Source organism: Chitinophaga sp. Ak27, assembly GCF_012726295.1.
Lineage (GTDB): Bacteria > Bacteroidota > Bacteroidia > Chitinophagales > Chitinophagaceae > Chitinophaga.
In genome coordinates, this window is record NZ_JABAOB010000005.1 from 72,099 (window position 1) to 98,048 (window position 25,950).

Below are 25,950 nucleotides of genomic sequence, written 5' to 3' on the forward strand. Positions count from 1 at the left end.
TCGGTACCAATTAAACCTCAGATACTTCTGAAGTGTTTAACTAGAAAAGTAGATCTTTAACAATTCTTTAAATTTACACGGCGAATCAGCGGAAATCCGCTTAGGCGAACAAATCATAAATTCGGCTAAGAACAGCTACAGACGGGGATTTTTTACTTTTTGCCAATAATGGCGCATCTTTCTTATAGAAATTTACGCCGTTATATTAGAATAAATTAGTACTTTTAACAAAACATTATCGTTAATTAATTATTAAGTTGCCCATTTGCATTAAGAGGAAAAATTGTTGGGGTACCCAAAAAGCGTGAAGTAACTATCGGGAAAACTTAATGAACGGGATTATCCCGGAAATTCAATTAAAACACTAATACAACAAAATTCAAAATGACACCCTGATAACTTAAGACGCTATAGATATAGGACTTGTTATAATGACCAGCAGATAAGAGATAGAAGAGTTCATTGGGTGCATACGGTTTTCATACGGGGAAAAGAACGACCTCAGCTTATAATAACCAATGACCGTACCTGCCCATGCTTAGAGAGAATGTTGCTTGTGAAAAAAGGAAAAAAGACTACAAAAGAAAGGCATACCGCCTGGAATATTCTCGTTTCTTTAATTACGCTGATAACCTGTCACAAACGAAATGAAGCATACCCGGAAATTTGTTCATGACCATGTCGATTGACAGTGGCTTTCGTGAATAAATAGTGTAATTGACCAAAATAACTAAATCAGCAGGCGCCAATTCAACCTGGTGCCGGAAATGGAAGGAGACAACATTTGATACCTTGCTACAACGTATTTGATCTTTAAACACCCTCTATCCATTAGCTGTATTTACCAATAAGTACATAAAGACTGTTTATAAATTAACAATCCACAACCCAAATCTTGTTTATGAGGAAAAAAACTACCTGTCTCATTTTTTTTACCCCTTGTGACATGGAAATCAAAAAAGTTTTGCGAAAAACTTTGACAGCGTTACTAATACTGCTAGCGCCTGTATTTGCTTTTGCACAGCAAAAGATATCCGGTAAAGTAACTGCACAGGAGGATGGCTCTGCCCTGCCTGGCGTGAGTGTTAGAATTAAAGACTCGAACACCGGCACGCAGACAGATGCAAAAGGAAACTATTCCCTGACAGCATCACAAGGACAAGTGCTGGTATTTACCTTTGTAGGTTATACCACTCATGAAGTACCGGTTACCGGCGCTTCCACATACAATGTATCCCTGCAATTTACCCGTACCGCTTTAACGGAAATCGTTGTAACCGGTCAGGGTGTGAAGAGGGAAAAGAGAAGTCTCGGTTACGCCGTGGCCACTATCAACAAAGAAGATATTGGCGATAACGTAAGCCCGATCAACGCCTTAACTGGTAAAGTAGCCGGGTTGAACATCACCTCCGGTTATGCGCCTGGCGCTTCTTCCAGGATTACGCTCCGTGGTCCTACCTCTTTCAATGGTAACAACCAACCAGTATTCGTAATCGATGGTATCCCGGTAAGTAATGATAACATCCGTAACTCAGACTTCCTGAACGACCAGGTGGATTATGGTAACAGAGGTAATGATATCAACCCGAACGATATCGAAAGCATCACAGTACTGAAAGGACCTGCAGCAGCAGCGCTTTACGGAAGTATTGCTTCCAACGGCGCCATCCTGATCACTACCAAAAAAGGAAAGAAAAACTCTCCTGCTCAGATCAACTTCAGCACCAGCTATCAACTATCTGATATCCTGAAACTGCCTACCTTCCAGAACGAATATGGGCAAGGTGACTTGAACGCAATTGAAGATGATAGAAGAGAAAACTTCAGCTGGGGTTTACCTTTTGATGGTAAATTAAGACCATTTGGGCAGATAATTGACGGCAAACAACAGATAAAAGAATACAAGGCCATTCCAAACAACGTGAAAAATTTCTTTGATCATGGCCAGACTTTCAACAATAACCTCACAGTTTCAGGTGGTAACGAAAAATCTACTTACTTCCTGTCAATTGGAGCATTGAATAATAAAGGCGTGGTTCCTACCACTAATTACAATAAGTACAGCGTAAGATTTAGTGGATCCTCAGAATTTTCTGAGAAATTTTCCAGCAGTGTATCTGTAGGCTATACCAATATTAGTAGCCAGCTTCCACTGGGAGGACAGACTAACTCGGCTTACAATTCCATTTTTCAACAGCCAAGGGACATGCCTATTATCGACTTCAAAGATCTTAGCAATCCTTACAACGGTACTTTCTCTGGACCGGATGGTACCCAGTACTATGGATACTATGGCGCCTATACGAAAAATCCGTACTTCCTGTTGCAGAACTACAAAAACAATAACAGCGTAGACCGTGTTAATGGAACATTCTCGCTGACATATAAACCTATCAAGGGCCTGGACCTTACAGAACGTATAGGAGCTGACATTTATTCCGATCGCAGGTATGAAAAAGGAGCGAAATACCATTATTATCCGTTTGATCAATTTTATGCTGGTAATGAATGGGTAGATAACGGTAAATACTCTCAGGATGTTACCAACTACTTACAGTTTAACCACGACTTCATTGCTACCTACACTACATCTCTGGCCAAAGATCTGAACATGAAGGTACTGGCAGGTAACAACGTCAGAATTACTACCAACAATAACCTCTTTTCTGCCACTAATGCCAATGGTGGATTGATTGTCCCTGGCTTTTATAACTTGGACAACTCCAATGGACCAATTAATTCAACCAATACGTTGACACAAAGAAGACTGTACGGTTTTTACGGTGAAGCAGACTTTGACTATAAGAACATGCTCTTTCTCGGGGTCACCGGCCGTAACGACATATCGTCCACGCTGCCCGTTAACAATAGATCTTATTTCTATCCAAGTGTAAATGGTGCATTTGTATTCTCTGAATTGTATAAAGACAAAGCATTCAGCGATATCATCAGTTTTGGTAAAGTAAGATTAAGCTACGCTAAGGTGGGTCAGGATGCCTCTCCTTACCTTTTGTCAACAATATATAGTAAAACCAACATCACAGGAGATTTTGGATCAATTGTATTCCCTATTGCGTCAAATGGCGCCACTATCCCAGGTTTTGCGCGCGGAATCCGGATTGGGAACCCGAATCTGAAACCAGAATTTACTTCTTCATTTGAAGTAGGCGGCGAGCTCTCTTTCTTAAAGAATATCATCAACCTGGACCTGACTTACTATAGTACCAAGTCTACTAACCAAATTGTAGACGTTCCTATTCCAAATAGCTCCGGCTATAACTTTATTTCCATGAACGTGGGTGAAATGACCAACAAAGGAGTGGAAATAGGGCTGAGGACGACACCTGTTAATACTAGCTATGGACTTAAGGTGGAAGTCTTTGGTACATTCAACAAAGTGAATAACAAAGTGGTAAGTATCAACTCCGGCGTTAGCCAAATCGTAATAGGTAACGGTACTACCGCAATGCAACAGGTTGCGGCAATCGGTAAACCATATGGGACCTTCTATGGTTCTGGTTTGGAAATTGACCCTGCTACAGGCAAAGTAATTATTGATCCTGAATCCGGTCAGCCGCATAATGCAGCCACCCGCCTCTATGGTACCTATCTTCCAGATTACATGGCCTCATTGGGAACTAATATATCTTACAAAGGTTTCATGTTGAAAGTACTGTTTGATACTAAGCAAGGAGGACAGTTCTACTCTAATACCAAAAGCGTAATTGATTTTGGAGGTTATTCAGTAGAAACCACCACTAATGGCAGAAAACCTTATGTATTTCCGAATTCAGCTTATTACGACGCAAGTGGTAAATTGGTTGATAACACCAGCATCACCTTCGGTCCTGAACAGTACTGGACACATGTTGTTCCAGCTGGGGAAAACTTAATTGACGCCAGCTATGTAAAGCTCCGTGAAGCATCGCTGAGCTATTCCTTTGCACAGTCTATGTTAAAGAGAACACCGTTTACCAGACTCAATGTGACGCTCTATGGAAACAACCTTTTCCTGTGGGTTCCAAAATCTAACCAGTTTGCAGATCCTGAAATCAATGGTCAGGGGGCTGCCAATGTACAAGGATATGAGTTCCTGTCTAACCCATCTCTTAGAAATATGGGTATCAAGGTAGACGTTGCATTCTAATTTAATTAGTCCTTTAAAAATTAATTTGATGAAAAAAACGAAAATATTCTCCTTGCTTTCCGTGTCAGCGCTCCTGTTGTTTTCAGGAGGTTGCAAGAAATTCCTGGATGTAAATACCGATCCAAACAACGCAGTAGATGTTCCAGTAGACTTATTGCTGCCTTCAGCCCAAACCGGACTAACCTTTGCATTGGGCAATACCCTTACTATCAACGGGGGGATTTGGGCACAATACTGGACGCAGTCCCCAGCTGCATCTCAGTATCAATCTTTGGAACAATACTCTCCTTCTCAAGGCGATTTTGACAATGTATGGTTCAACCTGCATATAGATGCATTGGAAAACTTCCAGAAAATTGTTGAAAAAGGAAATACTACGAAACAAAGGGAATACGTAGCCCTGGCTACTATTCTTAAAGTTTATACTTATCAACTGGTAACAGATTTATGGGGTGATGTTCCTTTCAACCAAACCTTACAGGGCGATGCGGGTACCCAAATTTTGTATCCAAAATATGACAGCCAAAGTGATATCTATGATGGCCTGGTGAAAATGATAGATACCGCCAGGAATTTAATCAACCTGGATGACCAGGCGGTTCCAGGTGCAGATGATTTGATTTATGGAGGCGATATGGGCAAATGGTTACGTTTTGCCAATACTCTAAAGCTTAAAATAGGTTTACGCCTTGCATCAAAAGCAGCAACATCTGCCAGAGCTGAGGCCATCGTTAAATCTCTGCAGGGAGCAGACTTCCTGCAACCTGGTGAATCGGCCTTACAGAACTTTACTGCCACAGGTGGTCAACAAAATCCTCTCTATGGTGCCATAGCAGGACCAGTGTTAAACCAAACGCAAAACCTGGTGGCCAGCTCTACTACGTTCAACTTTTTTAACACTAACAAAGATCCTAGACTACAAGCATTTTATTCCAAGGCTACTGATGGTAACTATACCAGTATCCCACAGGGTAGTTATAAAAAACCTCCTACTACCATCGTATCCCCCCCATCTCCGATCACTGGTGCTAACGCTAAAAATGCACAATCAGCATTTGCTCCTGTAAGATTGATGACTGACTATGAATCTGATTTTCTACAGGCGGAAGCCATTGCCAGGGGTTGGTTAACAGGCGATGCACAGGCAATGTATCTTCAGGGTATATCTGACAACTTTGATGCCTTCGGAGTAAAAGGTGCTGATACTTATTCTGCTCAACCTAGCGTAGCATATCCTGCAGCCGGTAGCCTTGATGCCAAAATAAAAGCGATCATTACACAAAAATGGGCTGCGATGTGTGGTAACCAAACTATTGAAGCCTGGACAGAATGGAGAAGAACAGGATATCCATCATTCTTTACCATATCCCAAGATTCCCAAATCGGAGGTGGACGCTTCCCTGGTATATTCCTGTATCCAAACTCAGAAATGACGAGGAACCCGAATGCTCCAAAATCAAACCACTTTGTGTATGATAAAGTATGGTGGGCACAATAATAAAGTATAGCTACCAGAGACTATATTTTCATTAACAATTAACCGATTTTCATGAAAGCAATATATATTTTACTTGCAGGAGGGCTACTTTTCTCGGCCTGCAAAAAAGACTCAGAAAACGTCATTGAGAAAATTGTAACACCTACTTTTCCTGTTATTAAGTTAACCGGTGGAGCGGCTTATTCTGTTCCTGTTGGAGGTACTTACACAGATGGAGGTGCTACTGCATTCGATAGTATCAACAATTCGACCAGTAATATTACGCCTTTAGCCAACGATGTGAATACTGCTGCAATAGGTGGTTATTCTGTTGATTTCCTGGCCAAGAATGCATACGGTTACAAAACAACACTCTCCAAAGTAGTAATTGTTACCAGTTTAACCGCAGCGCAAGACGTTGATATCAGTGGTACCTATGAGCGAACCAATGGACAGCTGGTTCAAATTACAAAGCTTGGCCGCGGATTATACTCTACTGATAACTTAGGCGGTGTACCTGGTGATCCCACATTCGTATATCCATTTTACTTTGGATTTGCAAAACAGGATAGCCTGGTTGGCCCTGCTCAATACGGACCTAAAGGTGTATCTGCTATGAAAAATCCAACGATCGAATTCGCAGCACCAGATACCATACTCCGTTATGTAGCCATTAACGCCAGTCTTGGAACTTCCGTACGTACTTTTTATAAAGTCCACTAACAGGTCAAATACATTTACACGGAAAGCCGGTCGCTCTATTTGCGACCGGCTTTCCTTTTCCATAACCTCTTGTAACTTCCCCCAGACCCTTTTCCACCATATTACCTACGCTCAATGGCTACAATATCAGAGCATTTTCGGCATCACACTGATAGCTTTTAATGAAGCTGTCCAAAAATTTCAACTTAGCTTAACACGTGTCACACACCGGCGCCACAGACATGGCCCTTTCTGTTACTAAAGGCCAGATTATGGCTGCACATGGACTGGGTAACGGAAAAATAAACATCCGTTTTGACGACGGCGCCGCGCAGACGATAGGCGTTACCAGCGCAGCAGATGGTGACTCCATGGAATTCAATACTGCCAGTCTGGAATAGAACCACTACCTCGGCTAACATACTAAGAAAAGAGGCCATCTATGTTGACCTCTTTTTTTGCCCTATATTGCAGTTAATCGACCAAAGTTCACCTTATATCGATGATTGGAGGAACAGCCACCGGACTGTATTATCTTGCTTACTTCAGGATTTTATTATTGAGCGCCATCGGAATCATTTATGTTGTACTGTATACGTACTTTTTATATCCTTGTACTATGCTGTATGTCGTTACAGCCCATCTACGGACAGTCTGCCGCAGCAGACAGTATCACCGTCGATAATTGGCTGAAACGGGCAACGGAGAAAATGGACAAGAATGAATTTGATTCCAGCGAAACTTATATAAAAAAAGCACTTACGCTATCCAAAACAAGCCACCTGCCTGCACAAACCATTAAATCCATGCAGGCGTATGCCAATTTCCTGTATACCCGGTTACGCTATCCGGAAGCACTCCGGATCAGCGAGGAACAATTAGCCCTCGGCCAACAACTAAAAAATGACCAGGTCATCGCCAACGCCTATAATAATATGGCTGTACAGTACCGCTGCCTGGGTAACCTACAACTGGCAGCAGACAACATGCTCAAGGCCATTAAAATTGCTGAATACAAGAAAGATTCTGCCAGCCTGAGAAGAAATTACAATAACCTGGCCTCTATATTCGTAGACCTGAACGATAAAAAGAATAGTCTTTATTACGCGGAAAAAAGTACCCAAATAGCAGCCTCGCTAAAGGATAGTCTCCAATGGGCCAAAAGCATCGTCAATCTTGCCAACAGCGAAGCACTGAACAGCCAGTACAATCGTGCGGCGCAACATCTCCTGCAGGTAGCACACATCTCGGAAAAACTTAACGATCGCAGTCTGCTATTGCACGCCTTTGTTAATCTTGGAGATATCAACAACAAAACACAAAATAACCGGGAAGCCCTTCTTTATTACCAGAAAGCCGCTGATATACTTAAAGCCGATCCTGACCCCGACTTTGAAATGTATACCAATTATGGCCTGGCAACCTCCTACGATGGATTAAATGATCCCCATACCGCTCAAAAATATTATGACCTGGTACTCCCAACCGCGGAAGCGCTCATGCCCAAAAATGACCTGAAAGAAGTATACCTGCTGGGCGCGGCTATCCAGGAAAAATTAAAACATCCCGATATCGCCCTCCAGTTGTGGAAAAAATACAATACACTCAACGATACTATCCTCAACGAAACCACCCAGAGAGCGATTCATGAAGCAGAGATAAAATACCAATCCTCACAAAAAGAAAAAGCGATCGTACAACAACAATTACAACTCAGTAATAAAAATGTACAGCTACAAAATAAAAACCGCGTCATTCTCATTGCCATTATATTGATCATCGGGCTTATCAGCATCTGCCTGATTATCTACCTGATCTACCGGAATAAAAATCAGCTGATAGAACTTAACCTGCTGAAAGCACAAATTCATCCACATTTCTTATTCAACACCCTCAACAACTTATACGCACTTAGTCTCAGCAAATCTGATAAATCGCCGGAAGTAGTACTGGAGCTATCACAAATACTACGGTACATCCTGTATGAATGCAACACGTCTACCGTTAACCTGGAAAAGGAAATCAGGATGATAGAACGTTATATCTCACTGGAAAAAATCCGGTATCAGAACCAGCTGGAAGTTAATATGGATATGGATGGACACCTATCGCAGTTCAACGTGGCGCCCCTGTTGATCCTGCCATTGGTGGAAAACGCCTTTAAACATGGAATCAGTAAACTGATGGAAGACGGATGGATCAACATTTCCGCAAAAGCCAGGCAGGATCAATTCATTTTCAAAATATCCAATAACAAATTACCAGACAGCGACCATCGCGCGCAATCGTCTGCCTTTGGCAATATTGGATTGCTGAACATCCGGAAACGGCTGGATATTCTTTATCCCGGTCAACATGAGCTTAAAATTATAAATGAAGAAGAAGTATTTGCCGTCATTATGAAGCTAAAACTGAAACAGGATACCGGCTATGCCCACCCGGCATAAACCGGTTGTTGATCGACAAAACAACACCCTCTATCTTCAGTTATATCAGCAAACTTTTCCGAAACGTACCTTTGCATGGGCAAAATGAATAAGAGCATATTACATCATATTATCTTCTGGTCGGTTGTGGCCTTCATACTCACCATATTCTATGGTGCAGGGCTTCCCGACTATGGCACCGCCTTCCTGGTGATCATGATGTTTCAACCGCTGCAATGGGCTTACTTTTATACGGTGGCCTACTGGGCTATTCCGCGGTTCCTGTACCGCAAGAAATATGTACAGCTGGCATTGGCGCTAACTGCTTGTGCCTTCACCGCAGGACTCCTGTTCAGACTAATAGAAATCATACTGGCCGACCCTTATATTATGCAGAAAATGTTGCAGAAAAACCCTGCCTTCACCTGGCATAAACTGAATGGCACTTTCGTACAACAACTGCTTAAACCGGTATATATCATTAATGCGTTCGAACAAAGCAACATGGTCATCTGGGTAGCCATTTCTCTCAAATTCATTAAAATGTGGTTTGAGAAAAAACAGCTGAGTACACAAGCTGAACTGAGTGCCCTGAAAAGCCAGATACATCCCCATTTCCTCTTTAATACCCTAAATAACCTATACGCCCTTACTTTGAAGCAATCACCACAATCACCCACAATTGTGCTTGGGCTGTCAGATATACTCCGGTATATGCTGTACGAATGCGGTACCGACCAGGTGCTGTTGAAACGCGATGTAGAGATCATGATGCGATACGTGGAACTGGAAAAACTGCGGTATGAAGACAGGCTGGATCTCAACTTCAGCATCATAGGAGAAATGAATGGCCAAAAAATTCCACCGCTGCTGATGCTACCGCTCATTGAAAATGCCTTTAAACACGGTACCAGCGAAACAGTGGAAGATGCATGGATCAACATGGACCTGCACTTAAAAAACAACCGGCTGAAATTTAAAATATCCAATAGCAAACCGGCCAGCACATTGACCAATAGCAAAAAGGAAATAGGAAGAATAGGATTAAATAACGTGCAGAAGCGATTGGAACTGCTATTCCCGTATGCCCATCAATTACAGATCTTCGAAGAAGAAGAAATGTTTGTTGTTATTCTTGACCTGGACTTGAAACAAAATTTAATACCCCATGAAAATAAGAACCTTGATCGTGGATGATGAGCCACATGCGATTGAGATTATAGAAAAATATATTGAAAATTTCCAGGAGATAGAACTGGTTGCTAAATGTAATAATGCTATACAAGCTTTCCAGCTTCTGCAACAACATAAAGTGGATCTTATCTTCCTGGATATTAAAATGCCTGGACTATTAGGCACTGACTTTATCCGAAGCCTGAAGCATCCGCCCAAAATAATATTTACCACAGCTTACCAGGACTATGCCCTGGAAGGATTTGATCTCAACGCCGTTGATTACCTGCTGAAGCCTATACCATTTGACCGCTTTCTGAAAGCAATCGATAAAGTATTTGCGCTGTACAAAGTGACTAACCAGAAAATTACGATCTCGGAAAAAGCAACTGAACAAAAAAATGATGTATTCCTTTACCTCCGTGTGGAAAGAAAGATGGTAAAGGTAAACGTAGCCGATATCTACTGGATTGAAAGTCTTAAGGACTACATCAAAGTAGTCCTTAAGGATAAAGTACTGATATCAAAACAGAAAATCAGCTTGCTGGAAGAGTTATTACCGGAAGAAAAATTCATGAGAATACACCGGTCATTTATTGTATCTACACATAAAATAGAAAGCTATCATGCCTACTCTGTAGAGCTACTGGGCATTGAGTTACCTATCGGCAGAAATTATAAAACAGAGTGTCATAAAAGGCTAAAGAGCAACTGACGCCGAATAGTATACCTGACATGCCGAGGTAAAACTACCATGTTCGTAGCGATAAATTTTTCTTCACTTTGAATTGTTCCTTAGAGAGGCGAGGGGGTTATTAAATCTTTTTTTTGTAATTACGTATAAAAAAGGTGGGCAACAGCAAAATGTACAGCAGCTGCAATAGAACACCAGCGGGGGTATCCAGCCGAAATGTTTTCCTGTATTTTTGCAACAGGAATAACAAAACAGGGAAGGAGGGCATTCCTTTTTTGTCAGTTTTTCCCTGGTTGGAAAGCCTGGTCATGGCACGAAGAAACTGTTCCGTGTTCATCGCCGGAACTACTTTCCAGTTCACGATCGTGGGTTTAAAACCGGAGTTCCATATGCTGTGTCTTATATTAGGTTTAATATGTACCCGGGCTCCTTTTCTGTAAATTTTTATTTCTCCATTCAAACGTATCGTAAGTTCTCCTTCTTCTACCTGAAAAAACTCTTCCTGGGCAGGATGATAATGCAGGGGAGGTTCGGAAGAAAAGGGAAGGTAGGTAGCCTCCAATTCCAGGTATTCCCCGGCAGTATCGTCGGTAGATTTCAGGAACTTTATGACTTGTCCTGTAACGCGGTTAGTAATCTGGTACACTTCAGATATAAGTACTTCAGGCATTTATATTAACGGTTTGAAAAACGGTGATGAATTATTATTCTATCGACGGGAGTGATAGCTACGCTGCAATCGCGGGCGGCAACCAATGGCCTTTACGGTTTTCCCTCCAAGGCCTTCCAAAGCTGCTGACCATTCATTTTCGTGATCGTGTTTCATGCTAACATTTCTTTTTTGATGAAACAATATTGGTGTATTTAAAATCACTGTCCAAGCACCATGGATATAGGTATAAACAAGCAAGCCCGAATCACGGGAAACGGGTACCAAGAGCATTAACTGGCTAATACCGGGTGAATAAAACATCAAACCAGCTGTTCATCTACGAAAACATTGCGTTCATCACCGGCACAGCGGCTACAATGAGATACGGCGGGAATCAGGGGTATCAGAAAACAGAAAACAATGGAATATTTTTATGGTACTATTAGCGAGTACACTAACATGTTGGCAAGATCATCTTCTTTCTCGAGACGTGCTCTCAGCGCATCATCTATAGTAAAACGATTCCGTTCCAGGAGTTTGATAGAGCGTTCATTTCCGATAGCCGGTAAAGCGGCAATTCTTTTTAGCTGCAGTTGTTCCTGCGCGTAGCGAATGACTTCCGGCAAGACTTCCTGCATTATGCCTTTTCCGAAATAATCGGCTTGCAGTTCATAGCCAATTTCCGCTTCGCCGAGCTCCGGTACTATATGCCACAGGCCAATGGTTCCTATCAGCCGGTCATCATTTTTACTGGTAATTACCCAGTATATCCATTTATTATTCGCAATGCCGCCTTGTATCATCTCAATAAATTGGAGGGCGTCTGCTTCGGTGGTTGCAATTGGCCGGTCCAGGAACTGGTTAACACGCGGGTCTGAGCGTAAGCTAAAAACATCGGAGGTATCTATTAAAGCGAGGGCGCGCAGCTGAAAGCGGGGCGTAGAAAGAGATGGAAATGGAGTGAAATTTAATGATAGCATATGATAAGGTATTAGTTATCCAGGCATGGATAAACCAACGGACTATTACCAAGATACACAAAATTATGGTAGCCTGAATGAGCTGCTTTGCGCTTCATTCAGGCTATAACGCCGGCTGGTAACGGACGTCCTATACTGGCCAGGGGTTTTGATAGGTGGAGTTGTTCAACTTCACTTCCCGGGATGATAAGGTGAGCTGAATCTGCAACGGTTGCTCATTGTTAGCATTGAATGTTTCTTCATATTCCACACAGTAAGCATCGGTGAATTTCAGCTCTTTCAGCCTGGACATAGAATCCCTCCGGAAGAAAGTAATACTTCCATTTTTTGTTTGGGTATTGGAAATCATCCAGTCAAACAAACTGGTTTCGCCGGCAGACTCTATCAGTAAATTAATGGTACCTCCTTTGGGGCGGGCGGCAGGCTTTCCATTATGGTCTGTGTTTTGGGAAAATGAAAACCTGCATTCCAGGACGTTCATTTCCTCTCCATCGATGTTGAGAACAGCTTTAAAAGACATAGTTAATTTGGTTAACAAGTCCGTTGCAAGGCGCAACAGACAGGCAAAGAAATATGGTATACAAAATGAAAATACACATTTCTGCTTACATGCAGAAAAATTGAGGGTTATTTTTCCTTAAAGCGGTAAAATGCGGGCCATGGCCCGCATATATATATGTTAATTTTATATAAGATCAAACGCCTGGGCGAAACTGGTGAGGTCGTAACTGGACTGGGCGCCGATCTTAGCTTTAATATTTCGCCGGTGAGTAACTGCCGTTTTCTCCGAAATACCCGTTTTCTCAGCAATCTCCACCGCACTGAAGCCCAGAGCCAGCAGCCGCAGTATTTCTTTCTCCCGCTTGGTAAGCGAACCAAATATATGTTGGTTGCGACGGAGGAAGTTATTTTCTTCCAGCAACCGGTTTACCTTACTGGTAACATGATGCAGCGGATCAATAGGCGTGGCGCAGGTAATAACATGGGTGGGCTGGCCATCGGCATCACGCATAAACACCCGGGATGTGCCCAAATGCCAGGCCCAGTCACGGGAGGCAGCCATCCTTACCTGCTGGAAAAAGGTAACCACCATATTTGCCTCTGCCGGTGCATCCAGCATGGCAATGATCTTTGGCAGATAATCGGCCACGTCTGTAGGATTGAAGAAGTTGTCGTAATAGGCTGGCCCCATCTCCTGTAAGGCCTCCAGCGTTGTTCCCAGCTCCCTGCAGCCACGGGACGACATATATTCCACACAGCTTTTTTGCACATTCATCACAATTACCACAACAGGAAGCGCTGCATCCAGGGTCTTTAAAGCATTCAGCTTGCTTTCCAGCCCTGAGTCATTATTAAATACAATGTGCTCAATCATGTACTGATATAAATCTTGTATAGGAATTGCTCTTTAATGATGGTTGATAATGGTACTCTCTGTCGGCAAATGTAATGCTTTAAAAAATACGAAAGGGTCCCATTCCCGAAGAAGAGACCCTTTTTTGGGGGTAGAAAATACGGTGATTGACTAAATCAGGTGGATGACTTTTTATAATGGAATAAGGTGAAATCAAATTGCTGTCACAAATATATGTTAAAGTAATAGCCTGTCAAATACCTACTTGTGGGTATTTTTAAGATATTTATATGATGAAAGCTACATCATCTCATTTGTCGGAAAACCTTTGCCACATTGCTTCATTAACGCCCGATGCTATGCAGCTGCTCATTGATAATGCTAACACAGAAGTGGTAAATAAAGGTGACTATCTACTCCGGGAGGGCCAGCGTTGTCAATGCATCTGGTTTATAGAAAACGGCGCCTGCAGGGCCTTCCACGATAAAGATGCCCGCGAAATCAACACCGCTTTTTACTTCGAAAACACGTTTTTTACCGATATGAAAAGCCTGCGAAACAATACCAGCACTGAATACAACCTACAGGCCATGGAAAAAACTATCCTATGGAAATGGCATAAAGACACACTCTCCCATCTCTATCAACTATCGCCGGAAATTACCGCCTTTGGCCGCCAATGGCTGGAACACCTACTTATTGTACAGGAAACACATATACAATGGCTCACTAAAAATACACCGGAAGAAAGATACCAGGCCATACTGACCCATCATCCCGAACTGGTGCAACGTGTACCTCTTACACAATTGTGCTCCTACCTGGGCATTTCCAGGGAAACACTCAGCCGCATCCGCCGTCGCCTCCAATAACCATTATGTGACGTTTGACACAATTGTACCACCAACGGCTGCCTACTTTTGTCGTATCAAACTAACAGTTATGACCATAGAAGAACAAAAAGCCTTCATCGACAGTTTCATTTCGATTATCTGGAACCAGGGAGATATATCCCGGTTAGACGAATTCCTGCACCCGGAATTTACAGATCATTCCCTGGCACCTTCACTTCCCTCCGGCATTGGCGGGCTAAAGCAATGGATCACTATGACCCATACCGCCTTTCACCCCACCACTATTATAGAAGAACAGGTAGCGGAACCTGGTAAAGCTATGATCAGGGTCACCCTGCAAATGAAACATATAGGCACCTGGAGAGATATTCCGGCTACCGGTATAACGGTAACGACTAAGGGTTACCGCTGCTTTCATCTCAAGGACAACCGGATCATTGCCCATTGGGCCTTAATAGATGGGAATACCCTGGAGAAAAAACTGGCTGCCCACAGCAGGGGGTAAAATACCGCCAGCTCAAAGCGTTTCTAGCTACCGTGCCAACGTTTTCATATGTATAACCTTAACGAGTAAACGAATATTTTAAAATCCTAATAACAAATGTTAGCTTTCCTAACATGCTGTTAAATATTATCAATACTCCATCCATCCAGGTGTTGCTGTCGCAGCTAATTTTACTTTTATGGAGATATCAGTAGCAATAATAATCTGCGCATCCAGGTTATTAATCCTCCTGCCGTTGAAATACTGAAACCCATTACTGGTAATAATTACTTCCCTTCAGCGGGTAAAAACCGTAGATACGGGATGCCGACGGCAACACCGGGAAATGGCAGGCAGCAGTGCCCAATGACATCCTCCCTGCATAACGTGGTTTATTTACCACAAAAATGATCTTTATCCCCGCAAAACGTAATACTTAATTAACTTTTAATTGTATTTCGATAATGGATATTATCGTCAAAATAAGATGTCATTTATACATTTATTTCATCAAAATCCCTGTCCCTTGTATTTCAATGAAAATAAATTAAAATTGTATTTTATACCTGGTACATTTTATTCCAATGATGCTTTTTTAACATCAATACCTTTTAGTATTTCCTGGGAACCAAATCATGTTTATGATAAAAAGTAAGCTACTGAGAGAAATTACGCCACTCACCCAGAGTGATTGTTTCACTTTATTTGCCAGGGAGAAAAAGGAATTTGATTTCCCTTTGCATTACCACGACGATTTTGAACTCAATTTTATTCAGTATGCCAAGGGGGCCAAGCGAATTATCGGCGACCATATAGAAGAAATTGGCGAGCTGGAATTGGTGCTGGTAGGGCCTAATTTACAGCACGGATGGTTTACGCATAAACATACCGGTGGAATGATTAAAGAAATTACGATCCAGTTTCACCGCGATTTGTTCGACGAAAAATTTCTGCAGCGTAACCAGCTGAGTTTTATTAAAAATATGTTTGAGCGTTCCCTGCGCGGTATTCTTTTTTCTACAGAAACCACGCAACAGATCATGCCCCGCCTAATCCGGCTGCCGCAGCAGCAAGGGTTTCATTCCGTATTAGAGCTGATGTCTATCCTGTACGATTTATCTACCAGCCCGAATATGCGCATGCTGTCTGATACTACGTTTGGTAACGCGGAAACTTTTTCTTACAACAGCAGGCGTGTGGAAAAAATTATGACTTATCTGAATACCAATTTTGATCAAAATATTTCCTTGGGAGAAGCGGCTAAGCTGGCTGCGATGACGGAAGTGGCTTTCAGCCGCTTCTTTAAGGCCAGGATGGGGAAAACATTTGTAGACACCCTGATAGAAATCAGGTTGGGACATGCTTCCCGGCTCCTCATTGAAACAACACATACCGTCAATGAAATCGCCTATAAATGCGGTTTCAATAATATTTCCAATTTTAACCGCATCTTCAAAAAGAAAAAAGATTGTACGCCGAAAGCATTCAGGTTGGCTTATATGGCTTCCGGCACCCGGACCTTCATATAAGGGATCATGATAATTAGTCCTATTTATTTTACTTTATGTAAAGTATTTTTGTCTTTTTGTAAAAAATGTTTATCTTCACAAAAAGACCTTTATCATGAAATCACCTTATTTATTACCCCATCTCTACAAAAAAATCGGAGGCATACTCTTCCTGTTAACCTTTGGTACATGGCTGTTAGGTATGGTCATGGATTTCAGCTATAGCTGGGTGGATTACAACACTACAAAAGGAAGCCAGGGAAACTTTTCGGATGAAATCATCGTCACAGGGCTGATTATCAGCCTGCTGATGATTGCTTTCTCCAAAGAAAAAAATGAAGATGAATACATTGCAGCAGTTCGCCGGGAGTCACTACAATGGAGCATTTACATTAACTATGGATTATTATTGATTGGTACTTGGACGTTTTATAATTGGGACTACTTCGCTGTATTGGTATATAACATGTTTACTCCGTTGATTTTCTTCATTCTTCGTTTTCATTTTGTCATTATTAAAAACCGCCGAACTTTACCCTCATGAAAAACACCATAAAAGTGCAGCGGGCCATTCATAACATGACCCAGGAAGACCTGGCAAAAAAAGTGGGGGTATCGCGTCAAACCATTAATACGATTGAGTCCGGGAAGTATGTGCCTTCTACGGTACTGGCATTAAAAATAGCCAGGATATTCGATGTTACGGTAGAGACCATCTTCTTGCTGGAAGCGTCAGATGAATAATAAATAAAATGCTTATATCATCTTTTTCGATCCGATAGTCTTTCTCGCTTGCTGTAAAAATCGTACCTTTGCGCCTTCATGCAAACTTCTACTTTTTTAAAGCCGAATTGCTACGTAAATGATGCCGCTTTTGATTGGTTATATCCAGAAAAGATACAACAGCTTTCCAGGCGGCATTGGACGCCACTTAGCATCGCAAAATCAGCAGCTCGTTTCCTGGCACATCAGCCGGGAAAAAAAATCCTCGACATCGGAAGCGGCGTCGGCAAATTTTGCCTGGTAGGCGCGCGCTTCTATCCTGAATCTTCTTTTTATGGTATTGAACAGCGGGAAGATCTCTATCAATATGCGATGGAGGCCAGGGAAGTTACGCAAACCGGAAATGCACATTTCATTCAAGGCAATTTTACGCAAACAGATATTACTGCATACGATGGCTTCTACTTTTACAATTCTTTCTTCGAAAACCTGGTAGACCAGGATCAGATTGATGATAAAGTGGAATTATCGACCAGCTTATATAATTATTATAGCCGCTGCCTGTTTAAAAAATTAAACGACTGTATCAGCGGAACAAGGCTTGTTACTTTTCACAGCCTTGAAGATGAGGTACCTCCCTGTTATCAGCTGGTAGATACTTCGGCAGATTTAATGCTAAAAATGTGGATCAGAAGATAGGACTAAGCAATAAAAAAATTATTACTATGACGACAGATGAACATGCTTTACAGATTATAGCAGCTCTTAGTACGGCAACAAATTACGCACAGGCAGACCAAATTTTGTCTGCGGCGGAAGAAACTCATCAACAGTTATTCAAAAAAATCATCCCCTCTCTCCAGGAAAAAATAGAGAATTTATCGCCATTAAACTGCAACAGTTTACAATGGAGTATGTATCGCTACACTTTAATGTGCCTGCGCAAACGTGATATGCAACCCGCGTAGCTATCAGGCACTGATGGCCAGTTGGCTACCAATGGCTGCTACCAGGCTTTCCGGCGAAAATTTTTCCTGTAAGTACAGATCAATAAACGCATAATTAACTTCCAGTGAAGGTGTAACCAGGTATACTGCAGGCACCGGCACATCTGCGTTTACACCTGATACCCGTCCCCAGATGGGGTCCGACTCCCTGTAAATGCCTGCTTTGCGGGCAATGCGGTGTTGTGCGTCATGTATAATATCGAAAGCAAAAGCGCCCGGATTAACGCTAGTAAAATGTTTCTTATCCTCGCTGGATACCAACAGTAAACGGGCGCCGGTGGCCTCAATGGCTGCATGGCTCTCTTGCAGTTGCTCCAGCAAACGGTCTGCATAGTCATTCCAATGCCAGGAATAAAATACCACTACTAATGGTTGTGCAGTCAGCTGGTGAAAAGACATCACCTCCTTTGCATTACTTAGTAAAGCTCCGCGGTTAATAATGCGTGACTCTTCTGCTAAAAACTCAGGAAAAAAGGCACCTTCCTGTATCGGGTTAATGCGCTCCCGGTTTTTACTGGGGCTGGGAAAATTTTCTGGTACCGGGGCGGTTAAGTAATCGGCGTATCTGTAAAGTGACGACATAATAAATATTTTTTTAATGGCTGATAAAATGGCCGCTGTTATAGGTTTGGTGAATACTGCTTGCTATTACAGTACAAATATAGTAAGAATATTCGAATTACCCTACTAATTCTATAGACTATTAGGATAATGAAGTTTAATTGATTGGTTCCCAGTGAAATGGCGTTAAAAAAAATTGAAAGTTGGCGCATTAAATTGGAACGATATTATGTATATTGAAGTCATGCAAAGAGATATGCATCCCAAAACGGATTTCTGGAAAAATAAACCTGTTATATGCTACTGAAAACCAGGCTATCATTCAGCCAGATATTTTCTTACACCTGGAAGGTAGATCTTATGCTGCTGGGCTGTTGTGCCCTGGTGTATGGCATCGATAAATACTGGCTTTCGGCACATGTGTCGATCCCGGTTACCGTTTCCACCGTTTTGGGTACCGCTATCGCTTTCTTTATCGGCTTTAACAACAACCAGGCCTACGACCGCTGGTGGGAAGCCCGGAAAATATGGGGCGCCCTGGTGAACGACTCCCGCTCCTGGGCCCGTAGCCTGCTCTTTTATGCCAACGCCGGGGCAAACATGGAAAACAAAGCCCTGGTACGCCACATGATCTACCGGCACCTGGCCTTTATCAACGCCCTTAAAATGGTGCTCCGCAAACGCCCCGATGAATACTATACCCGCTATCTCACCCAGGACGAAATAACTGCCGTGCAAAAACAAAGCAATATCCCCAATGCTATCCTGAACCTGCAAACCCGCGACCTGCAACGGCTCAGGGAAGCCGGGGTAATAGACGGATTTCATTTCATAGAGCTTAACCAGCTGCTGGTAAGACACTGTGATTCCATGGGCCAGTCGGAACGGATCAGGAATACCGTATTTCCGCCCAGCTACGTGTATTTCACCAAAGTGTTTATCTGGTTTTATGTGATCATGAACACCCTGATGATGACCGAATCTATCGGCCTCTGGTCCATCCCCTTCGGCTGGATGTTTGGCTTCGTGTTTCATGTAACTCACCTCAACGGTATCACGCTCATGGATCCCTTCGATTTCCAGCCCCTGGCCATTCCCCTGGATAACATAGCCCGGACCATAGAAATCAATGTGATTCAAATGCTCGGCGATGAACCGGTACCTACCCCGGTACAACCGCGACTCGACGGGCTTTATGTAATGTAGACCTCCCAAAATCGCTGTTCTTAACACGTAATTCCGTATTTTTACAGCTATGACGTATGACCAATTATGTAATCTATATGCCCAGTCTGTAACACTCAAAATACTCCGGGCACGTAGCGCACCAATGATGCTGTCATTTTTTCATTACACCTTCAAGGAAAAAAACCATACCACCATTTCCAACGTGGAACTGGTAACCCGTTTGTCAGACTACCTGGGCGTAACTGGTTACCGGGCCACCGATGATGAAATAGATGCGAGCAGCCTGCTGGATAACGATGATGTAAAAGCCAGGAAATATATCGATCAGTGGAGTAACAAAGGGTTCCTCCGCAAATACCCCGACGACGAAGGAATAGATATCCATGAGCTGAGCAGCGACATGGAAAAGGTGATGCACTGGGTATCCACACTTCAGAAACGCGAATTTGTAGGCACCGAAAGCCGCTTTAAAGATATTTTCTCCAAACTCAAAGAGCTGATTGACCAGAGCAATAAAGATCCCCGGCAAAGGATCCAGGAACTGGAAAAAAAGAAATACGAAATTGAACAGGAGATAAAAGCCATCACCATCACCGGCAAAGTACAGGTGTTTGACGACACGCAAATCAAGGAACGCTTCTACGATGTAAACCGCATGTCACGCGAACTCCTGAGCGATTTTAAAGAAGTAGAACAAAACTTCGAACAAATTACCCAGGAAATATACCGCAAGCAAAGCGAAAAGGATATCGCCAAAGGCGCCCTGCTGGCCTATACACTCGACTCATTCGAAGCCCTGCGCCAAAAAGACCAGGGCAAAAGCTTCTATTCCTTCTGGCAATTCCTCATGGATGAAAATAAACAGGAAGAAATGAGGGAGATGATAGAAAAACTCTACTCCCTACTGGAAGAACGTAATATCGAATACAAAAACGACCGGTTCCTGAAAAAACTAAAACAGTTTTTACATGCCTCCGGTAAAAAAGTAATCGATGCCAACAAAAAACTCAGTGATAAACTTAGTCGCGTACTCAGTGAAAAAAATCTCACCGACCGCCGCAAAGCCACTGAATTGATCAACGATATCCGCCAACTGGCTTTCCAGGCACTGGAAAATCCACCCGGTGAAGAATTCTTTGTCGACATAGAAAGCGACCCGGAACTGGATATGGTGGATCGCTGGGAAATGGCCGAAGAAAGAAAAGAGCACCCCGACGTGGAATTCCCCGAAGGTGTGGGCGGTACTGACCTCTCAGACACCGATTTCGATGCGCTGTTCAACCATTTCAATATCGATCGCGCCCTTCTGGAAGATCGTATCAACACCCAACTGCAAAACAAAAAACAAATCAGTTTGAAGGAACTGGTAGAAATTTACGGCACAGAAAAAGGACTGACTGAACTCATCACCTATTTCTCTATCGCCAGCCAGTCATCCAGCCACATTATACTGGAAACACCTGATCCCGTATCATTGGGCAACCGTACCATCAATATGCCAATGGTACTGTTTACAAACTCTCAAAACTAAAACTATGGCGAATAACAATATTTCTCCTTATGCACACGTGTTCCTCAAACTCATGCAGGGGCCGGTGTATGAAGAAGATAAAGGCTATTGGAAAGACCTCTTGGGCTGGCAAACAGAACTCAGCAAATACCTGAACCAGGTAGGCCTGCAACTCATTATCAACGAAGCAGACGGCTTTGCCCGTATCCTGCAACCAGAAGCAGACGACAGCAGCGGCGATAAACCACTGCCACGCCTCATGCGCAAAACCAGGCTTACCTATGAGGCAACCCTGCTCTGCATCGTACTTCGCGAAGCCCTCGACGAATTCGATGTAAGCGGCAATGGTACCCGCCTGTTTATGACACAGAAAGAAATTAAGGAAAGACTTACGCTATTCTTCAAAGAACGTAACAATAAATCAAAACTGCTGAAGGATCTCAACAAGCCTATCAACAGCCTGCTGAATGTAGGCATCCTGAAAACAACCCGCGAAGACGCAGCCAACAAAGAACTGCATCAATATGAGGTGAAAAGGGTGATCAAAGCACTGGTCAACAACGAGAAACTGGAAGAAATAAAATCAAAATTAAAATTGCATGTCAACCCTGTTCAACAGTGATTCTAAAGAAAGCGGGTTCCGGTTACAATATCTCGAAATATACAACTGGGGCACGTTTCACAATAAAATATACCGGCTCAATACTAACGGCAACACCTCCCTGCTCACCGGCGCCAATGGTAGCGGTAAAACTACGCTCATAGATGCCTTGCTCACCCTCCTCGTACCCGCCGGCAAACGGTTCTATAACCAGTCGTCCGGTACAGAGCAGCGAAAAGACAGGGGAGAAGAATCGTATTTCTGGGGATATTACGGTAAAACATTTTCAGAAGACTCCCTGCAATCCAAAACGGAACAGCTGCGTCACAAGGAAAATAACCCTTACTCCGTACTGCTGGCTTATTTCTACAATGCCGCTACTATGCACCAGATCACACTGGCGCAGGTGCGGTGGTATTCCGGAGAGCTGAAACGACAATACATCGTATCTCCCCATAAACTCAATATCAACGACCATTTCGGTAATGGTAAGTTTGATATGAAAGGCGACTGGAAAAAAAAATTGCGGGTAGAATTTCCTAAAACAGAAATTACCGACAGTTTCAAGGAATATGCCACCCTGTTTAGCAATATCTTCGGGCTGAGAAGTGAAAAAGCGCTATCGCTCTTCAACCAAACCGTAGGTATCAAAGTACTCGGCGACCTCAATACCTTCATCCGCAGCCAGATGCTGGAAGAAACCGATGCGGAAGCAGAATTCCTCAAGCTGCGGGAAAACTACGACAGCCTGCTTTCCAGCCATCGCGCCATACAAAAAGATGAAACCCAGCTGAAAATGCTGGAACCCATCATAGAAAATAAAACCGCCTGGCAGGAACTACAAGACCGTAACCGGGAACTGCAAATGCTCCAGGATATACTACCCACCTGGTTTAACAGGCAGGAAAAAGATATCCTCGAAAGAGAGCTGGAAGCATTGCAGAAAGAACAACAGGTTACCGCCAGCACCCTCACCAGTATCAACGAAAGCCTGCAATCGCTCAACCTACGCAAAGATGAGCTCATAGCCCAGAAAGCCAACAACAGCGTAGACGAACAACTTCGCTCTATTGAAAAATCCATCCACTACGAACAAAAGGCCCTCGAAGCCAAACGTAATAAGATGGAAGAATACAATATGCTGGCCGACAGGCTGGAACTGGCTCCCAACCCCGATGAGCAGCAATTTCATGAAAACATTGCCGGCGCCGAACAGCTGAAAGCAGCACACGACAAACAGCTGGAAACATTGCAGGAAGAATTGTTTCATCACAAAAGCAGTCTCACCGCCGAAAGAGCCCAGGCCACCCGGCTGGAAGAAGAAATCAACTCTTTCCTTAACCGCAAAAACAACATTCCTTATGAGCTGATCCGCATCCGCCAGCAACTCGCTGACATGCTCGACATACACGAAGATGACCTTCCCTTTGCAGGAGAGCTCATCAAAGTAAAAGATGCCGAAAGCCATTGGGAAAACGCCATTGAAAAAGTATTACACAACTTCGGCCTACGCCTGCTCGTACCCGAAGAATATATCATGGACATCAACCGGTATATCAACACCAACAATCTGCAAACCCGCCTCGTATATCATAAGGTAGAAGAGGAGAGTTATACCATGTTGAGAATGCCGAATGAAAAAGATAGCCTGTTACAGAAAATAGATATCAAACCTGGTACCGTGTTTAAAGAATGGCTGCAAAACCAGCTGCTCGACCAGTTTGATTATACCTGTACGGATGACATGGCTGTGTTTAATCGCTCCCGCAAAGCGGTTACCTCCAACGGACTAACGCGGCAAGCTACACGCCACGAAAAAGATGACCGCCCCAACCGCTCGCAGCAAAACAACTACGTGCTGGGATGGAATAACAAAAACAAATTACGCCTGCTGAAAGAAGAGCAGGACGAATGCAACGGTAATATTGATACGCTGCAGCATAGCATTACACAGCTGGAAAACAGCCGCAAGACCATCGCCACCGTCAATACATTGCTGAATGCGTTCCTGTCGCTGCGCAACTACGCCGAAATCAGCTGGCAATCACATGCCGGCGTCATTGAATCCTTTGCCCGCGAAAAAGCGCAGCTACTCAAAACCAGCGACAAATACCAGGTGATCTGCGATCAGCTCGATGAAATCACCACCCAATTGCAAAGCAAGGAGAAAGAAAAGGAAAGAACCCTGCAGGAAAAAGGTCGCCTGGACGATAAAGCCGCAGAAAAACTCCGTCACTTCAATCAACTGAAGGTGAATAAGCTGGACGATATTTCCCTGCAATATGTGCTCGAATACCTGACAGACCTTTCACTCACAGAACCGGCTGAAACAACCCAGGAGCTGGCTGCCTACCGCAAACGGGCCGACGATAACATGAAAGCTACCCTGCACGATGCCATGCGCCAGAGTGCAGAAAAAGAAGCGGAAATTACCCGCCAGCTGTCAGCTTTTGTTATGCCGCCCAAAGCCATCCACGATACCTATCCTGAATGGCTCGGCGATGTAAGCGACCTGCAACCGCATGTTAAATACCTGGAGGAATTTACCTCCCTGTACGAAAACATCAAGTTCCAACGCCTCATTGAACATAAAGAGCGCTTCCGTAAATACATGGACACCAGTATGCTCAATGCCATCACTAACTACCGGGCATGGATATACGGTCAGGAAGACTTAATCCGGGAAGTAATGGAAGACCTGAATGAGCCATTGCGCAACATTACCTTCAACAAAAACCCTGACACCTATCTCCAGCTGGAATGCCGCCACGTACGCGATGTAGAGATCAGGAACTTCAAGGAAAAACTCAGCAACGCCGTGCCCGATTCCTATAAATATCACATGGAAAAAGATGAAGCATACGGCGATCAGCTGTTTGAAAATATTAAAGTACTGATCAACGACTTACAGCAGAATGAAGCCTGGCGCCGTAAGGTAACCGATGTGCGTAACTGGCTCGACTTTGGAGCGAAAGAGTTTTATATCGCCGATAATAAAGCCTTCAAATATTACGAAGATACCGCCAGCCTTTCCGGTGGTGAAAAAGCACAGTTTACCTACACTATTCTCGGCGCCGCCATTGCCTACCAGTTTGGTATCAATGAAGCCAACAGGCAGCATCGCAGTCTGCGCTTCATTACAGTGGATGAAGCCTTCAGTAAACTCGATCCGGAAAAGAGTCACTACCTCATGGAATACTGCGGACAGCTAAACCTGCAACTCCTGGTAGTAACGCCGTTGGATAAACTGAACATTGCCGAACCATATATCCATGCGTGTCATTTTGTATCCAACAAAAACAAACGGGATTCCGTAGTGTATAACTTCACCATGGAAGAATACCGCGACCGCAAGAAAGAGTTCGAATCCATGGCAGTGATGTCGTAGATACCGTTATTGTTATAAATAAAGCAGGGAGATGATAGCCAATAAAACAGCTATCATCTCCCTGCTTCATTTAACGGGATATCCTATTTTATTCCCTGGTTTCAATAACCAGGGAGCTTAACGCTGGCTGACAGGCATACAGCGATGGCATCCCCATTTGTTTCCGCCCCCATTCGCTCAGCAGGATAATAAACGGTAACAGTTCCCGGCCCGTATCTGTGAGCTGGTATTCCACGCGGGGCGGCACTTCCAGGTACACGTGCCTTGTAATCAGTTCATCCTGCTCTAGTTCCCGTAATACCTGTGTGAGCATTTTAGGCGTAATACCGGTCAACGAACGGCGTAATTCGCCATATCTCTTTACACCTGCCCGCAGGTGATAAATAACCCTTCCTTTATGCTTCCCTCCAATACGCTGGAAGGCGTAATCAACTGCACAAACCGTATCCGACTCATTATTTTTTTGAGCTTTCTTCATTTTTTTAGCATTGATTATCAACAATAGTATCTATTTAGTATCT

25 protein-coding genes are annotated in these 25,950 nt (G+C 43.4%); 18 read left to right on the forward strand and 7 right to left on the reverse strand.

Annotated elements, in window-relative coordinates; genetic code table 11:
* Positions 1–976: 976 nt before the first annotated feature.
* From HGH90_RS17655 to HGH90_RS17685, 7 genes are all read left to right on the forward strand, one after another.
* Positions 977–4,147, forward strand: coding sequence for a SusC/RagA family TonB-linked outer membrane protein (locus HGH90_RS17655; RefSeq protein ID WP_168766690.1), 3,171 nt, complete (start codon positions 977–979; stop codon positions 4,145–4,147).
* 28 nt (positions 4,148–4,175) lie between these two features.
* Entirely contained in the window at positions 4,176–5,645 is a 1,470-nt protein-coding gene (locus tag HGH90_RS17660) for a SusD/RagB family nutrient-binding outer membrane lipoprotein (protein WP_168766689.1), read from the forward strand.
* Positions 5,646–5,696: 51 nt separating this feature from the next.
* Positions 5,697–6,347 carry an immunoglobulin-like domain-containing protein gene (locus HGH90_RS17665; RefSeq protein ID WP_168766688.1) on the forward strand — a complete coding sequence of 217 codons (651 nt, stop codon included), beginning with the start codon at positions 5,697–5,699 and terminating at the stop codon, positions 6,345–6,347.
* 197 nt (positions 6,348–6,544) lie between these two features.
* A complete protein-coding gene (locus HGH90_RS17670; protein ID WP_168766687.1) occupies positions 6,545–6,727 on the forward strand; it encodes a hypothetical protein in 183 nt (60 codons plus the stop codon).
* Between the two features lie 225 nt (positions 6,728–6,952).
* Positions 6,953–8,773 (forward strand): histidine kinase, encoded by a 1,821-nt coding sequence (locus HGH90_RS17675; protein WP_169191651.1) that lies wholly within the window; start codon positions 6,953–6,955, stop codon positions 8,771–8,773.
* 75 nt (positions 8,774–8,848) lie between these two features.
* A complete protein-coding gene (locus HGH90_RS17680) occupies positions 8,849–9,949 on the forward strand; it encodes a sensor histidine kinase (RefSeq protein WP_248277030.1) in 1,101 nt (366 codons plus the stop codon).
* A complete protein-coding gene (locus HGH90_RS17685) occupies positions 9,921–10,640 on the forward strand; it encodes a LytR/AlgR family response regulator transcription factor (protein ID WP_168766685.1) in 720 nt (239 codons plus the stop codon). The genes HGH90_RS17680 and HGH90_RS17685 overlap by 29 nt, the downstream gene beginning before the upstream one ends.
* 100 nt (positions 10,641–10,740) lie before the next feature.
* On the opposite strand, the gene HGH90_RS17690 is transcribed toward HGH90_RS17685, so the two are convergent.
* From HGH90_RS17690 to HGH90_RS17705, 4 genes are all read right to left on the reverse strand, one after another.
* On the reverse strand, positions 10,741–11,289 hold the full coding sequence (locus HGH90_RS17690; RefSeq protein ID WP_168766684.1) for a cupin domain-containing protein: 549 nt from the start codon (positions 11,287–11,289) through the stop codon (positions 10,741–10,743).
* A gap of 413 nt (positions 11,290–11,702) precedes the next feature.
* The gene (locus tag HGH90_RS17695) at positions 11,703–12,251 is read right to left on the reverse strand and encodes a GNAT family N-acetyltransferase (protein WP_168766683.1); all 549 of its coding nucleotides are present in this window, start codon (positions 12,249–12,251) and stop codon (positions 11,703–11,705) included.
* A 130-nt stretch (positions 12,252–12,381) separates the two neighbouring features.
* Positions 12,382–12,771 (reverse strand): type VI secretion system tube protein TssD, encoded by a 390-nt coding sequence (gene tssD, locus HGH90_RS17700; protein ID WP_145663279.1) that lies wholly within the window; start codon positions 12,769–12,771, stop codon positions 12,382–12,384.
* Between the two features lie 165 nt (positions 12,772–12,936).
* Positions 12,937–13,626: a helix-turn-helix transcriptional regulator gene (locus HGH90_RS17705; protein WP_168766682.1), complete on the reverse strand. Its 690-nt coding sequence runs from the start codon at positions 13,624–13,626 to the stop codon at positions 12,937–12,939.
* A 269-nt stretch (positions 13,627–13,895) separates the two neighbouring features.
* On the opposite strand from HGH90_RS17705, the gene HGH90_RS17710 reads away from it, so the two are divergent.
* Positions 13,896–14,477: a Crp/Fnr family transcriptional regulator gene (locus HGH90_RS17710; RefSeq protein WP_168766681.1), complete on the forward strand. Its 582-nt coding sequence runs from the start codon at positions 13,896–13,898 to the stop codon at positions 14,475–14,477.
* Between the two features lie 70 nt (positions 14,478–14,547).
* Positions 14,548–14,964 carry an ester cyclase gene (locus HGH90_RS17715; RefSeq protein WP_168766680.1) on the forward strand — a complete coding sequence of 139 codons (417 nt, stop codon included), beginning with the start codon at positions 14,548–14,550 and terminating at the stop codon, positions 14,962–14,964.
* Between the two features lie 253 nt (positions 14,965–15,217).
* Here the strand turns inward: HGH90_RS17715 and HGH90_RS31990 are convergent, their stop codons facing one another.
* Positions 15,218–15,346: a hypothetical protein gene (locus HGH90_RS31990; RefSeq protein ID WP_262888592.1), complete on the reverse strand. Its 129-nt coding sequence runs from the start codon at positions 15,344–15,346 to the stop codon at positions 15,218–15,220.
* 238 nt (positions 15,347–15,584) lie between these two features.
* Here HGH90_RS31990 and HGH90_RS17720 point away from each other — a divergent pair, with 238 nt between their 5' ends.
* From HGH90_RS17720 to HGH90_RS17740, 5 genes are all read left to right on the forward strand, one after another.
* Positions 15,585–16,472, forward strand: coding sequence for an AraC family transcriptional regulator (locus HGH90_RS17720; protein WP_169191652.1), 888 nt, complete (start codon positions 15,585–15,587; stop codon positions 16,470–16,472).
* A gap of 94 nt (positions 16,473–16,566) precedes the next feature.
* Positions 16,567–16,995, forward strand: coding sequence for a hypothetical protein (locus tag HGH90_RS17725; RefSeq protein WP_168766678.1), 429 nt, complete (start codon positions 16,567–16,569; stop codon positions 16,993–16,995).
* Positions 16,992–17,195, forward strand: a complete 204-nt coding sequence (locus HGH90_RS17730; protein ID WP_168766677.1) for a helix-turn-helix transcriptional regulator — start codon at positions 16,992–16,994, stop codon at positions 17,193–17,195. The genes HGH90_RS17725 and HGH90_RS17730 overlap by 4 nt, the downstream gene beginning before the upstream one ends.
* 78 nt (positions 17,196–17,273) lie before the next feature.
* Positions 17,274–17,873 carry a methyltransferase domain-containing protein gene (locus tag HGH90_RS17735; RefSeq protein ID WP_168766676.1) on the forward strand — a complete coding sequence of 200 codons (600 nt, stop codon included), beginning with the start codon at positions 17,274–17,276 and terminating at the stop codon, positions 17,871–17,873.
* 26 nt (positions 17,874–17,899) lie between these two features.
* Entirely contained in the window at positions 17,900–18,142 is a 243-nt protein-coding gene (locus tag HGH90_RS17740; protein WP_168766675.1) for a hypothetical protein, read from the forward strand.
* 3 nt (positions 18,143–18,145) lie between these two features.
* Here HGH90_RS17740 and HGH90_RS17745 read toward each other — a convergent pair whose 3' ends face one another.
* On the reverse strand, positions 18,146–18,763 hold the full coding sequence (locus HGH90_RS17745) for a redoxin domain-containing protein (protein ID WP_168766674.1): 618 nt from the start codon (positions 18,761–18,763) through the stop codon (positions 18,146–18,148).
* Positions 18,764–19,039: 276 nt separating this feature from the next.
* Here HGH90_RS17745 and HGH90_RS17750 point away from each other — a divergent pair, with 276 nt between their 5' ends.
* The 4 genes from HGH90_RS17750 to HGH90_RS17765 are packed head-to-tail and all read left to right on the forward strand — an operon-like array spanning position 19,040 to position 25,429.
* Complete coding sequence (locus HGH90_RS17750; protein ID WP_168766673.1) at positions 19,040–19,948, forward strand: bestrophin family protein; 909 nt, start codon at positions 19,040–19,042, stop codon at positions 19,946–19,948.
* 49 nt (positions 19,949–19,997) lie between these two features.
* Positions 19,998–21,461, forward strand: a complete 1,464-nt coding sequence (locus HGH90_RS17755; protein WP_168766672.1) for a DUF3375 domain-containing protein — start codon at positions 19,998–20,000, stop codon at positions 21,459–21,461.
* A 4-nt stretch (positions 21,462–21,465) separates the two neighbouring features.
* The gene (locus HGH90_RS17760; RefSeq protein WP_168766671.1) at positions 21,466–22,062 is read left to right on the forward strand and encodes a DUF4194 domain-containing protein; all 597 of its coding nucleotides are present in this window, start codon (positions 21,466–21,468) and stop codon (positions 22,060–22,062) included.
* Positions 22,040–25,429 (forward strand): ATP-binding protein, encoded by a 3,390-nt coding sequence (locus HGH90_RS17765; protein ID WP_169191653.1) that lies wholly within the window; start codon positions 22,040–22,042, stop codon positions 25,427–25,429. The genes HGH90_RS17760 and HGH90_RS17765 overlap by 23 nt, the downstream gene beginning before the upstream one ends.
* Before the next feature lie 88 nt (positions 25,430–25,517).
* On the opposite strand, the gene HGH90_RS17770 is transcribed toward HGH90_RS17765, so the two are convergent.
* Positions 25,518–25,907 (reverse strand): winged helix-turn-helix transcriptional regulator, encoded by a 390-nt coding sequence (locus HGH90_RS17770; RefSeq protein WP_168766669.1) that lies wholly within the window; start codon positions 25,905–25,907, stop codon positions 25,518–25,520.
* Positions 25,908–25,950 lie beyond the last annotated feature (43 nt).